Raw genomic sequence first — 13,031 nt, 5'->3', positions numbered from 1 at the left:
GTTTCCGGCCGGGATTCACCGACACTGAGCCAAATCTGAACCGAAAGAGGAAGACCATGTTTCAGCGTTTTAAATCCCGTTTTACCCGTCAGTCTGTGACACAGCCAACATTATCCGGACAACAACCACAAACCCTTCACGACAGCCGGGGCTATTTCCGTCCACAGTCAGCAGAGGTGCTGCTGGCAACTTCAGAGCGTGGTCAGTATCTCCGGCAACTGTGGGAAAACAGTGCGCTGCCCGCCGGGTTGTATCAGCAATTCTATCTGGATCCGCTCCGGCAATTATGCGCCCGTGTGCAGCATGTTCCCGCGACACAAGAGGGCATCTGGTCTTATCGCGGTGGATTTATCGATCTGACCCTGCAATTTACTGCCTGTGCCGTGCGGCTGGCAAAAGGGCATATGTTGCCACCGGGGGTGGCACCGGAAACACAGGCCGCACAAAGTCTGCTGTGGCAGGCGGTGGTGTTCTGGGCGGCGCTGTTTTACCACCTGCCTCTGCTGCGGCAACTGGAAGGGGAACTGGAAGACGGGCATCACTGGCCGCCGGGATTGTGGATACCTGAACGTCGTTTCCGCTTCCGGTTTCAGGCACTGCGGCCTGAGCTGCCTGTCCTTTATAAGACGCTGCTGGCTGCCCGTTTGTTACCGGAGGAAGCGGTGACCTGGCTGTCTTTAGTGCCCGGTGCGTGGCAGTGCCTGATGTTGCATCTTGGCGGACATCCGTCTTCTGTCCCGTTGACGGACTCACTGCTTCAGTCTGCCGCTGAGCAGGTGCAGTCACCGCTGCTGAATCCCGTTGAATCTGCTAAACCGGCTACCGATACCAGGCTGTCATCATCAGAACCCGATCCGGTTATTCCGCCTGTCACACCGGGAATAGCCCCTGCGCCCGACACCACCGAGGATACCCGGAGATTACTGTCATTGTTTCAGGCAGAGGAATGAAATTTTGATGAAAAATAATGCAAATGGTAACGATAACGATTCGAAATTATCCGAACGCACCACATCAGCGCCGGAAGGCCTTGTTTCTGCAATGTACAAAAGGTCATTATATGAAAAATGAAATAATTCAATGTGTTAATTAATCTTTCAGTTTATTAACGGGACATTTCTGTACCGGGACACAATATTACACACTAAGGAAACAACAATATGTTAAATAATGAGGAAAAAATGGGCTGGGATGCGTTGCTGGACGAGTATTTCTTCTCACGGATATTACGGCCGGCAACCGAATGGAGTTATCGCAAGGTAGTGCGGGTCTTTATCCGGTATCTGGGGGAAACGGGGTCGCCGGAGAGCGTGACTCACCGGGATGTCCTGCGCTGGCGGCGTCATCTGCTGATGGAAAAAAATCAGTCCGGCTATACGTGGAACAATAAGGTGGCGCACCTGCGGGCCATTTTTAATTTCGGGATGGAAAGAAAACTGTTGTCACACCCCAAAAATCCGTTTAATGACGCGGCAGTCAAAAAAGAGAAGAAACAAAAGAAAACCCTGAGTAAGGCTCAGATAACCGGGATTTACCTGCGGATGCAGCAGTATGAAGAGGAAGAACGTTTACAGATACAGACTGCCCCGCGGGGAGGACGCTGTGCCTTATACCCGACGGGGTACTGGCTGACCGTACTGGATATCTTCCGGCTGACGGGCATGCGCCTGAACCAGCTGCTGCATCTGCGGTTACGGGATATTAATCTGGACAACAGTTACATTGAGTTGCGTGTGGAAGGCAGTAAAAACCACAGTGAGTGGCGGGTGCCGATGATCCCGCAGCTGAAACCCCGGCTGGCGCAGCTGGTTGAACAGGCAAAAGCCTGTGGCGCGAAAGAGGATGATCCGCTGTTTGATTTAACCCGCCTGCGTTTTTGTCATCACGGACGCCATGTCAGTCACCAGTATCATCATGACAGAGAAAAGCAACATCTCCGTTCTTTCTTTAACCGCCTGTCTAAAGAATGTGGTTTTGCTGTCTCGCCCCACCGCTTCCGTCATACGCTGGCGACAGAGCTGATGAAAGCCCCCGACCGCAATTTGCAGCTGGTCAGGTGTCTGCTGGGACACCGCAGTGTGGCGACCACGATGGAATATATTGATATCGATATGGAAATCGCGGGTAAAACCCTGGCGAATGAACTGGCGTTTTATCTGGATCTTGCTGTGTAACTCGTTAACGTGATGTAAAAAAACAGGGCAGGATATCAGCGGGATTGCCCTGACTGTGTCACTGGATTATGGGATGGTTTGGAGGTGGAGACACAAAACGAAGAAACCGGGAAGTGTGCTCAAAGAGCAATTCTGACCATCACCTGACTTGACATCAGAATCAATTACTGAAATCATTACTTTAAACGTAAAAAGGTGAGCACAAACTGTGTTCACCTGACTTCGTATAGAGTGGCTGTTCTTAGTTTATTAACTTACGCAAAGTAATAGATTATATTCATTAACATTTGCTTAACAGCACTTATTTCTGACTCATCTGTTAAGTTATTGATATCACTTCAACAAACGAGTTTTAAAATTGGTGCCCGGAGGCGGAATCGAACCACCGACACGGGGATTTTCAATCCCCTGCTCTACCGACTGAGCTATCCGGGCTAACGGGGCGCATTAAACCGTATTCAGCCCAATCCGTCAAACATTTTCTGCGAAAAAACAATAAAAATTGATTGATTGCTGTGTTTTTGCACCAATTTAGTATGGTTATTCAGCTTTGATTGTTTTTTATTAACTTAACGCCCCGTTTTTTCGGCATTTTGCGATGGTTAATATATCCTGTGCCAGCCGTTTTGCGATGTTCACATCTTCAAGCTCTCTTTTCACTAATAGCTTACTAAGACACCCTTCAAGGATAAGTTCCATTTGTTTGGCTACTTGTTCACTGTCATCAATATCAAGTTGCTGTAATAGCTCTTTGGTGTAGTGAAAAGAATGTTGTTTTTGTAATTCCGCTAATTGGTGGATGGGGTGATCAGCATCAGGAAAAGTACTGCAAGCAGCAATGAACAGACAACCTGGATAACGTTGTGCTTGGACTTTTTCTTTGAGGGCATCATAGCGCGCTAATAGTTTTTGCTCAGGAAATAAAGTCTCATCCAACAGAGTTTGGCGTTGCCAGATCTCAATCTGTTGGCCGTGATAACGAAGACAATCATAGATTAACGCTTCACGATTCGGCCAAAAATGCAGTAGTTGACTCATATCAAGAGGTAGAGGCGTTAACAGTGTCTCCAGTGTTGCAGACAGCCCATGTTGTTCTAATGAGTTAAGAACATGACTAAGCACGTATTCGCGTTGCACAGGTGCTCTCCTTTCAGATGATTTTACTGTCAATTTTGTTGTATCCGCTGAATATGCTGGTCAAAACGTGGTGCATCCATGAATCCGTTGACTCGCGAATGGGGCAGCTCTTTTCCCTGTGTATCAAAAAATAAGATAGTGGGAAGCCCCAGTACGTTCAGCTTTTGCAACAATTCTTTCTGTTTTGGGGTGTTATCTGTAACATCTGCCTGTAATAGGATAAATTCGCTCAATTGTGCCTGTACTTGTGGATCACTGAAAGTATATTTTTCAAACTCTTTGCAGGCGACACACCAATCAGCATAGAGATCCAACATCATCGGTTGATGGCGATTTTCCGTTAAAATTTGATTTAATTCTTGCCAGTCATTGACTTGTCGAAATTGTAAGGTGGTTTTTTGCTGTTCTGCTGCAGGGCTTCCCCATACCCAGTCTTGTAAAGGTCGTGCAGCAATGAGTGCCAGAGCCAGGAAGGCGATTTGTAAGACTCGCTGCCAGCCATTTTTGCTATGCAGTGTTAATGCGAATGCCCAACCAAAGAAAGAGACAGCCAATAGACTCCACAATCTTATGCCCCATGAGTCACCAAGCACCCGCTCCAATAAAAATACTGGCAGAGCCAATATGATGAATCCAAAGGCTTCTTTTACGTACTGCATCCACGGACCACTGCGTGGTAGCAGTTTGTGACCAAACAGGGTGATTGCGATCAGCGGTAAACCCATTCCCAATGCGTAGAGATACAGTGTTAAGCCACCGATCAAGGTATTACCGCTTTGGGCGATATAAAGCAAAATAGCGCTCAAAGGTGCAGTCGTGCAGGGAGAGGCGATTAATCCTGCTAACATCCCCATCACGAATACGCCAATGTAAGAGCCGCCTTGCTGTTGGTTACTCCAGTTCACTAAAGTCGTTTGGAGAGTAGAAGGTAGTTGTAATGTATATAGTCCGAACATGGAGAAAGCGAGCAGGATAAAGAGTACTGACAGCCCGATAAGAATATAAGGATTTTGCAGGGCAGCCTGAAATTGTAAACCCGCCGCTGCGACGACTAACCCAAGCAACGTATAAGTGAGGGCCATTCCCTGGACATAACTCATGGCGAGCCAGAAGATTTTTTTCAGGCTCTCAGGGCGTTTTTGACCCAAAATGATGCTGGATATCAGTGGGTACATGGGCAGTATGCAGGGAGTAAACGCGATCCCAATACCAATCAGCAATGCCCAGAGCGGTGAAAATGGTGCATCATGGGGTGTAGCGGGAACCTCTTTTTGTTGCAGTGTCTTTTGTGAGGATGTGTTTTCTGCATTTGTGGCGCTATCAGCTGATGGTGACTGGCTGGAGGCCACAATGGCTTGCAGTGGTACGCTGACGGTTTCAGGGGGATAACAGTAGCCTGCTTCTGCACATCCTTGGTATGTGACTTGGAGAGCGCCGTCATTGGTGGCAGAGAGGAGAGGGATATCAATGCGTGCCGATTGAAAATAAACCTCTGTTTTGCCAAAAAACTCATCTTGATGCGTTACCCCTTGGGGGTACTCAATTTTACCCAATGATATTTCTTCATTAGGAACGATATTGAATTGTCGTTGGTAGAGATAATAACCGGGTTTGATATCCCAGTTCAGGATGAGCTTGTTTCCTTGTTGTTGGAAATCAAACATGAATGCCTGGTTAGCAGGAAGGTAAAAACTGTTGCCGGTTTGTTCAAACAGTGCATTAGCTTTGACAGAAGATAACGCAATACTGCTAAACAAGAAACACAACATGAGAATACGTTTCATCATAAGAATCTTTAACCTGCTTAATCGTGGGTTTGATTTGTAAAGATAAGCTATCCGACTTTGCACTATAACCGATGAAGCTGATGGCAGAAAGCCGCTTGTCTAATATTAAGTCAGTACGGTTTTTTTGACAGGAAAAGAGAGATAAGAAGAAAGGTATCAGGGGTGTTCCACCCCTGATACCTTTCAAGTCTAAGACTACAAAATCATACCACCAAACAGGAAGCCGAATGCGACCGCCAAGACAACGGCAACAGTGCCTGGAATAAAGAAGGGGTGATTGAAGACAAAACGCCCGATACGGGTGGTTCCAGTATCATCCATTTGTACTGCGGCAACCAGTGTTGGGTACGTTGGCAGGATAAACAACCCCGATACTGCCGGGAAAGAAGCAATTGCGGTTAATGGTGTGACATGCAGTGCCAGTGCCATTGGCATCAATGCTTTTGCTGTTGCTGCTTGCGAGTAAAGCAAAGCGGAACAGAAGAAGAAAATGACGGCCAGCAGCCACGGTTGAGCATGGATCAAACTCCCGGCAGTTGCTTTGATCCAGTCAAGATTAGCCTGTACAAAAGTATCCCCTAGCCATGCAACCCCTAAAATACAGATACATGCACTCATGCCTGCTTTAAAAGTACTTGAGTTCAGAATGGCATCCGTATCGACAGAGCAGAGAATGGTGGTAAGAGTAGCGATACTGAGCATGATGATCAGAATTGCATTTGTGGTGTTCATCAGGGGTTTTGCAACAAGACCAATACTCGGACTGTTGATAATTGCATAAATAACGATCCCAATTACCCCTAATAGAAACAGTAGGACAGAGAGCTTTGCTTTGGGTTTGATATCAATTTTATGGTTACTGCGTAGTTCGATTAGGCCATCTGCAAGGCGTTTTTGATAAATCGGATCGTTAGACAATTTAGAATCGAAAAACCATGAAATAATGAATGACATCAAAATAACCGCAGTAAACGATGAGGGGATTATTACCATCAACATTTGAATATAGCTAATACCTTGCCCTTCCATAATAGAAGACATATAAACTACTGCGGCGGAGATTGGTGAAGAGGTGAGTCCAATTTGTGCGGCTACGACGGCTGTTGATAGTGGCCGACATGGTTTAATGCCTTGTTCTTTTGCTACTTCGGCGATCACCGGTTGTGTTGCCAGAGAGATATTTCCTGTTCCAGCCAACAACGTCAAACAATAAGTGACGATTGGTGCGAGGATAGTGATATACTTCGGGTTTCTTCTCAGTAGCTTCTCTGTTTGTTGGACCAAATAATCTAGCCCACCAGCTACTTGCATGACAGAAATAGCCGCAATAACTCCCATGATGATTGAAATAACGTCAAATGGAATACTTCCCGGTTTGACTCCGATTATAGACAGAACTAAGACACCAATTCCCCCTGCAAAGCCAATACCGATTCCCCCTAATCGCGCTCCCAAAAAAATGGCCAGCAGAACGATAATTAATTCTACGGCTAACATATTACGTACTCCTTTGTTTTTTAATATTGTGAAAATTTTTTGTTAAATTTTAGTGTGATTGGTAAAGCTAAACACTCTGTATCTAACTAAACATCTACCCATTAGGTTCTAATTTCCCAATAATAGGACTCTTTATTTCGGTTCCTGATATACAAGACTTTCAGTCGATGTTGAGTTATGTGATCGACTCAGAATTGAGGTCAAGAATCTCCTGATTGTAACGACATAAAAATCAGTAAATCATCTTAATTAATTGATTTTTTTACTAAAAATATTTATATTGTATGCCATCGTCATCAAAGCATTTTACTTTTATATGCTGTTTTATTTATTGAGTAATTTAATAGAGATTACATCATTGTATATTGTTTTAACACAAACTTTTTATGTTTTTATAAGTATAAATTACGTTTAATTTTTGATATGAAGGTTGACTATAGTTAGAAAATAGTATTTTACATTAAATCGTTATAAGTGATTTTAATGTAAATTTCATGTTGCAGTTACTATGCGGAATCGAGAAAAATGTAATGTTATTTTACTTGTTATAATATGAGCCATGTTGTAGCTCATATTATATTTTGACTTCTATTTAAAAGAGGATGTGATTTTAAGTATAATTATTAAATTCAACTAGTAAAATTGCTAAATATGATGATGGAAATTGGTACAGTAATAATGGCAAGTATTGTACTCAACATTACTGAAAAAGCTGCTTTTTCAGGATGTAAATTAAGGTTACTTGCAATAACAACTACATTACCGGCCATCGGTGTGGCTAACATTAATGCTATTACAGTTAGTAAGTTATTAGGGACATCAATTATATAATAAAAAAAGGATATACCAACAACAGGATATATCAGATGTTTCCATAACAATGAAAAGAAAGAAAATTTCCAATCAATCTTTATCTTATAAAAAGAAGATAGAGTAATCCCAATAACCATCATGCCAAGAACGCTATAAGCACCTTTGAAATTTTCTAGTGTAGAAATGAGTATTGGATTTAATGTGATCTCACTACTTTTAAAAAACACGCCTAATATTGCAGAGTAAATGATTGGTAATTTAATGATTTTTATTAGGCATTCTCTTGTGGATAAATTACCTTTGGCGGTAATAAAATAGCCCACTGTAAATTCATATAGATTGATGCCTATAATGATAAAAATGGTAATGGCTATTTGATTAGAGTTAAAAATAGCAAAGGCTATCGGCAATGCAAAATAGCCAGTGTTACCTGTTCCACCTGCGAATCCGAATAGATTTGATTTATTGCAGTCCCATAAGATTTTTCCTACTAAATAAGCCATGAATGCAGAAATTGACGCTGTCAAAAAACTTGCGATTGAATATGAGAAATAGGTTAAGTCTGAGGGGGATTGTATTATTGAGGTGAAAATAACAACAGGGGATATAATATATATTAATAATGATGATATATCTTTTGTTTTTAAATTTAACACCTTGCCAATAACAAAGCCTATTAATGTGATAAATACTAATAAAAATACTCTAAACATGACTTCAAAAAACATAAATCACCTAATTTTTATAAAATTATAAGCCTACAAATTAGTAGGCTTATAACTTTAACATGTTAATTCCAGTACAGTAGCCGTTGGAATTATGGATGAACCATAACACCGCTGAAGCCAGCGTTCACCTTTCACTTCCCCTCTACCATGTACGCATCTTAAATTATTAAATATAATAAGATTTCCAGGTTGCCATTCATGAGTAAAAACGACACTATCAATGGCATCATGTAAGCTAGATAAGGCTTTTTGGGCTTTTTCATTTATACCAGCTGTATTATGGAATGCTACTTTCATTTCATAAATTCCATCAATACGATCTAGTACAGATGTTTTTGTTTTTTCAAAGTTAACATTAAATGTAGCAGGAGCAGTATGAATATATAATTTACTCATTAATATATCTATTTCATCTTTTGAGATTTTTTCCAAGGCTTCGCTAAGTGATGCTAATCTTGTTCCTGTTTTATATTTATCAGTCAAACATACTAATGATAGAGTATGTGGTCTAATATTCCTATTTAAGTAAGCTGCATCAGTATGATAATCAAACTCTACTGTTCCATTACTCGATGGTATATTTTCTTTGGATTTAACAGGAACAATTTCGTGGACAAGGGCTCCATTTTTTTCTTCCTTATATGAGAATGGATTGAAGCCTAGTGCGTTACTTACTCCAAGAATACTAAGCTCTGAGATAATTCCTTTTTCTTTAGAGACCGTGCCATCAGTTGGAACGGAAGGTATGGTTTTATCTATAGGGATGTTAGAAAACTGGATATACCCTTTCCCGTAATTAATTTCATTACGAAGTTCTTTAATGTCAGGTAAAAATTTTTCAGCTATTTCTTTACTCTTTACAATTATACCTTTATTAATTCCTGTTACGTTTCTTGTTATTACGTAAAGTTCCTCTTGCCATAATTTGTATGTTTGACTAGGTATAACGATTTTCATGATTATATTCTTGGTGTTAATGTTTATTACGTGGGTTTTGTTTTTTGATAATACGGTGTTTCTCTGCTTGTGTAAATAAATAATAAATATCATGATGTAATAATATTTAATATGAACGAAATGACATTAGGTATTATTGCTTTAATTTAATGATGGGATTTTTACTTTATCTATTAATTTAATAATGTGATTGTTGTTATTAGTGATTTTTTTTGTTTTTACTAGATGTTATCGTCATAAATTAATTCTTTCATGTAATAATAGCCGTTCATTACCGGAATGTAAGGGAGCTTAGGGTGTGTTGTATTTATTAATGCCATGTTCTGGATTTTACGGGCAGATTCCCCTAGAGAGATTTATCGCATGAAGGTGGTGACTGGAAAAATATGCATCGCCGTTTTTGTCGGTGTGGGACAAAAACATGTAGGAAAGATTGCTTGAGGCTCACCCCATGCTGCAGGAAACAATCAGGATATGGGGTGGCGCAAAAGGAGGCTCAATACCAAGATACATCTGACTGTGGACGCATATGGTATGCATCAGAGAGTTGATTACACGTGATACTACAGCGGATTGCTCACACGCTGAGGACTTGATTGAAGGAATAGAAGCATGCCACTGATTAGCGGATCGGAGCTATGACAGTCATTCCGCTGTTGAACAGGCAAAAAACAAGGAGTAGTCGCGCATATTCCCAGCCACAAAATCACAAAGTGAAACGAGAATATGATCGGAACCTCTATCGACTCAGGCAGTTAGTTGAAAATGTTTTTTTCATCTTAAACGCTGCGTGGTATAGCGACCCACTAGGCCAAAAATAGTGTTTCATTTCTTACTACTGTTCAGATCTGCTGATTCGAGCTTTGGCTAAGCATTTTATGATGAAGCTATTTTATACTACAGCCGTATTCACTTTGCTCAATAGAGAATAAACACATAGAATAGCTTGAATTGATGCTATTTCTGAATTTTTTGAGTGTCAGATAATGCACTGATTTTACTCTTGTTATGGCTGTAGTATTTAAGATGATAAAAATAGAATAATCTATAATAATAAATTAAAAAGGCACGCTTCCGGTTGGAATAGCGTGCCTTAATAATTAAGACGAACTCGTTATTATAATCATTAATCAGTCATTAAAACGTTTTGCTTTATACGTTGGATGTTTTAGGTTCTCAACAGAGAAGATATCATCTAATTCAGTTTCAGTCAGTAAACCGCGCTCAAGGACGACTTCACGAACGCTTTTGCCCGTTTCAGCACAGATCTTGCCCACGATGTCGCCATTGTGGTGACCAATGAATGGGTTCAGATAAGTGACGATCCCGATGGAATTGAAGACGAATCTTTCACAAACTTCTTTGTTGGCAGTAATGCCATTAACGCATTTTTCAACCAGATTACGGCATGCGTTGCTCAAAATAGACATAGATTCAAACATCGCCTGACCAATCGCGGGTTCCATCACGTTAAGTTGCAACTGACCTGCTTCTGCTGCCATGGTGATACAGGTATCGTTACCAATGACTTTGAAGCAAACTTGGTTAACGACTTCTGGCACCACGGGGTTGACTTTTGCTGGCATGATGGAAGAACCCGCCTGCAATTCTGGCAGGTTAATTTCGTTCAGGCCAGCCCGAGGGCCGGAAGAAAGCAGACGCAAGTCGTTACAAATTTTGGACATCTTAACAGCCAGACGCTTCAATGCCCCATGAACCATGACGTAAGCACCACAGTCAGAAGTAGCTTCTATCAAATCTTCTGCTGGTTGGCAAGGCAGACCGGTGACTTTAGCCAGTTTTTCAACGACCAGTTGTTGGTAGCCAGGTGCAGTATTTAGGCCTGTACCAATCGCAGTAGCACCAAGGTTTACTTCCAGCAACAGTTCTGCCGTGCGGGTAATGTTTTTGATCTCTTCTTTTAACAGCACGGAGAAAGCACGGAATTCCTGACCGAGAGTCATTGGAACCGCATCCTGTAACTGAGTACGACCCATTTTCAGAATGTCATCAAATTCAACACTTTTTTTGTCAAAGCCGGCTTTCAGCAACTCAATCGCGTCAATTAAGTGCATTAAGGAGTTATAAACGGCAATACGGAAGCCTGTTGGATAAGCATCATTGGTTGACTGGCTTCTATTAAGGTGATCATTAGGATTTAGGTACTCATATTCACCTTTTTTATGTCCCATCAGTTCAAGACCAATATTCGCCAGGACCTCATTGGTATTCATGTTCAATGAAGTACCGGCGCCGCCCTGAAAGACATCCACAGGGAATTGATCCATACACTTGCCGGTGTTGAGGACTTCATCACAGGCTTTGACAATAATGTCCGCTATTTTACCAGGAATCGTATGGAGGTCTTTGTTGGCGAGTGCCGCTGCTTTTTTTACCATCACCATGCCTCGAATAAATTCAGGCACATCATTGATGGTGCTGTTACTGATATAAAAATTTTCAATCGCACGCAGAGTGTGAATACCATAATAGGCTTCAGCAGGGACTTCTCGTTTTCCTAACAGGTCTTCTTCGATACGAATGTTGTTTGACATGAGAACCTTCTTAAAATTGGATACGTTTTTTAGTGTTCTATTTCGTGTTTGTAGAGAAATAATGTTGCCGCCAACAATTTACCTGATATTAATAAGTTATCAGGGAATGGCTGGCGCGATCATAGGTGGATTTGTGAGAAATGCCTTGAATCTGGATCACTATATAGTGCTATTCTACCGAAGAAATAACATATGTGTGATTGAAGTCACAATTACACAGAGGGAAAGTTAAACGTCTGAAGTATTGAAAACGATGAGCATTGTCCCAACATGTGCTATCTAAGCCCATATTATGTGATCGAATAGCGAGTGAATGATCAATATAGTATGAACGTTCACCGATAATCAAAGGAGACTCACGTGCGCTGGCTCCCACTTATTCTTATCTGCCTTTTGGTTTACATCGAGTCCGTCCTGTTTGTTCGGATTGCCTCCGAAATAGGGGTTTTGCTGACCCTGTTGTTAGTGATTCTGACTTCCTGTCTTGGCGTATCCCTTGTACGTAATCAAGGCATCAAAAATTTTGTCTCTATGCAGCAAAAAATCGTAGCGGGTGAGAGTCCTGCAAAAGAAGCAATCAAAAGTGTTTCCTTGGTCATTGCCGGATTTTTGCTGATATTACCCGGATTTTTCACGGATTTTCTTGGGTTACTGTTGTTACTGTCCCCGGTACAGGCGCTTCTGACAGCGAAGTTATTACCCCATATTAAGGTATACCGCCCGAATACTTTTTACGGCTTCGGCCATAATAACGGCGGTGATAACCAACATGGCCAGACTTTTGAGGGAGAGTATGAACGCAGGCAAGATGGCGCGTCTCCTACATTAGATCATCAGAAATCCAGTGAGCAAAAAAAGCATGATGAACATGGCAGTGAGCACAACAAGAAGTAGTGCTCTTTGCTTTGGCCGAAATCCCCGTGGATGAAAAAAAGTAAAATATTTTTGCTCCCGACCCTTGAAGTCATCATCGCAAGCCCCAATTTGTAGCTTCATGATACTGGTTCTGTTGGGTTCTGGTATCAATCCTTTTACCTGATATGGACTTTATTTATAGGAGATCTCTCAATGAAAATTCGTCCATTACATGACCGTGTTATTGTCAAACGTACAGAAGTTGAATCAAAATCCGCTGGCGGGATTGTGCTAACCGGCTCAGCTGCGGGCAAATCTACCCGTGGAAAAATTTTGGCAGTCGGCAATGGTCGCATCCTGGAAAATGGGGAGATTAAGGCGCTGGACGTAAAAGTGGGTGATACTGTCATTTTTAATGAAGGTTACGGCGTTAAAACAGAAAAGATCGATAATGAAGAAGTATTGATCATCTCTGAAAACGACATTCTGGCAATTGTTGAGGCGTAATTTTTTACGCTTAGATCTTCT

General features: G+C 41.7%; 10 protein-coding genes and 1 tRNA gene. 4 read left to right on the top strand and 7 right to left on the bottom strand.

Annotated features, from left to right (window positions below; all coding sequences use genetic code 11):
* Positions 1–56: 56 nt before the first annotated feature.
* Both XPG1_RS12970 and XPG1_RS12965 read left to right on the top strand, forming a co-directional pair.
* Positions 57–950: a TraI domain-containing protein gene (locus XPG1_RS12970; RefSeq protein ID WP_045959429.1), complete on the top strand. Its 894-nt coding sequence runs from the start codon at positions 57–59 to the stop codon at positions 948–950.
* 210 nt (positions 951–1,160) lie between these two features.
* The gene (locus XPG1_RS12965) at positions 1,161–2,174 is read left to right on the top strand and encodes a tyrosine-type recombinase/integrase (protein ID WP_045959428.1); all 1,014 of its coding nucleotides are present in this window, start codon (positions 1,161–1,163) and stop codon (positions 2,172–2,174) included.
* Positions 2,175–2,533: 359 nt separating this feature from the next.
* Here XPG1_RS12965 and XPG1_RS12960 read toward each other — a convergent pair.
* From XPG1_RS12960 to aspA, 7 genes are all read right to left on the bottom strand, one after another.
* Positions 2,534–2,609: transfer RNA gene (locus tag XPG1_RS12960), tRNA-Phe, on the bottom strand.
* A 129-nt stretch (positions 2,610–2,738) separates the two neighbouring features.
* A complete protein-coding gene (gene dicD, locus XPG1_RS12955; RefSeq protein WP_045959427.1) occupies positions 2,739–3,311 on the bottom strand; it encodes a division control transcriptional repressor DicD in 573 nt (190 codons plus the stop codon).
* Between the two features lie 29 nt (positions 3,312–3,340).
* Entirely contained in the window at positions 3,341–5,098 is a 1,758-nt protein-coding gene (locus tag XPG1_RS12950) for a protein-disulfide reductase DsbD (RefSeq protein ID WP_045959426.1), read from the bottom strand.
* Between the two features lie 195 nt (positions 5,099–5,293).
* On the bottom strand, positions 5,294–6,595 hold the full coding sequence (locus tag XPG1_RS12945) for an anaerobic C4-dicarboxylate transporter (protein ID WP_045959425.1): 1,302 nt from the start codon (positions 6,593–6,595) through the stop codon (positions 5,294–5,296).
* Positions 6,596–7,224: 629 nt separating this feature from the next.
* Positions 7,225–8,136, bottom strand: a complete 912-nt coding sequence (locus XPG1_RS12940; protein WP_045959424.1) for an AEC family transporter — start codon at positions 8,134–8,136, stop codon at positions 7,225–7,227.
* Between the two features lie 54 nt (positions 8,137–8,190).
* Positions 8,191–9,093: a TauD/TfdA family dioxygenase gene (locus XPG1_RS17735; RefSeq protein ID WP_084717317.1), complete on the bottom strand. Its 903-nt coding sequence runs from the start codon at positions 9,091–9,093 to the stop codon at positions 8,191–8,193.
* Positions 9,094–10,223: 1,130 nt separating this feature from the next.
* Positions 10,224–11,648 carry an aspartate ammonia-lyase gene (aspA, locus tag XPG1_RS12925; protein WP_045959423.1) on the bottom strand — a complete coding sequence of 475 codons (1,425 nt, stop codon included), beginning with the start codon at positions 11,646–11,648 and terminating at the stop codon, positions 10,224–10,226.
* Positions 11,649–12,008: 360 nt separating this feature from the next.
* Here aspA and XPG1_RS12920 point away from each other — a divergent pair, with 360 nt between their 5' ends.
* Entirely contained in the window at positions 12,009–12,542 is a 534-nt protein-coding gene (locus XPG1_RS12920) for an FxsA family protein (RefSeq protein ID WP_045959422.1), read from the top strand.
* A 174-nt stretch (positions 12,543–12,716) separates the two neighbouring features.
* Positions 12,717–13,010 (top strand): co-chaperone GroES, encoded by a 294-nt coding sequence (locus XPG1_RS12915; protein ID WP_045959421.1) that lies wholly within the window; start codon positions 12,717–12,719, stop codon positions 13,008–13,010.
* Positions 13,011–13,031: the final 21 nt, after the last annotated feature.

This window comes from Xenorhabdus poinarii G6 (genome assembly GCF_000968175.1).
Classification (GTDB): domain Bacteria; phylum Pseudomonadota; class Gammaproteobacteria; order Enterobacterales; family Enterobacteriaceae; genus Xenorhabdus; species Xenorhabdus poinarii.
The sequence above is the reverse complement of the archived record's forward strand: the minus strand, read 5'-3'. Positions and strand labels throughout refer to the sequence as shown.

Excerpts from the sequence above, each read along its gene's own strand:
- XPG1_RS17735 (WP_084717317.1), bottom strand. The coding sequence starts at position 9,093 with ATGAAAATCGTTATACCTAGTCAAACATACAAATTATGGCAAGAGGAA.
- XPG1_RS12945 (WP_045959425.1), bottom strand. The coding sequence starts at position 6,595 with ATGTTAGCCGTAGAATTAATTATCGTTCTGCTGGCCATTTTTTTGGGA.
- aspA (WP_045959423.1), bottom strand. The coding sequence starts at position 11,648 with ATGTCAAACAACATTCGTATCGAAGAAGACCTGTTAGGAAAACGAGAA.
- XPG1_RS12940 (WP_045959424.1), bottom strand. The coding sequence starts at position 8,136 with ATGTTTTTTGAAGTCATGTTTAGAGTATTTTTATTAGTATTTATCACA.
- XPG1_RS12965 (WP_045959428.1), top strand. The coding sequence starts at position 1,161 with ATGTTAAATAATGAGGAAAAAATGGGCTGGGATGCGTTGCTGGACGAG.
- XPG1_RS12970 (WP_045959429.1), top strand. The coding sequence starts at position 57 with ATGTTTCAGCGTTTTAAATCCCGTTTTACCCGTCAGTCTGTGACACAG.
- XPG1_RS12950 (WP_045959426.1), bottom strand. The coding sequence starts at position 5,098 with ATGATGAAACGTATTCTCATGTTGTGTTTCTTGTTTAGCAGTATTGCG.
- XPG1_RS12915 (WP_045959421.1), top strand. The coding sequence starts at position 12,717 with ATGAAAATTCGTCCATTACATGACCGTGTTATTGTCAAACGTACAGAA.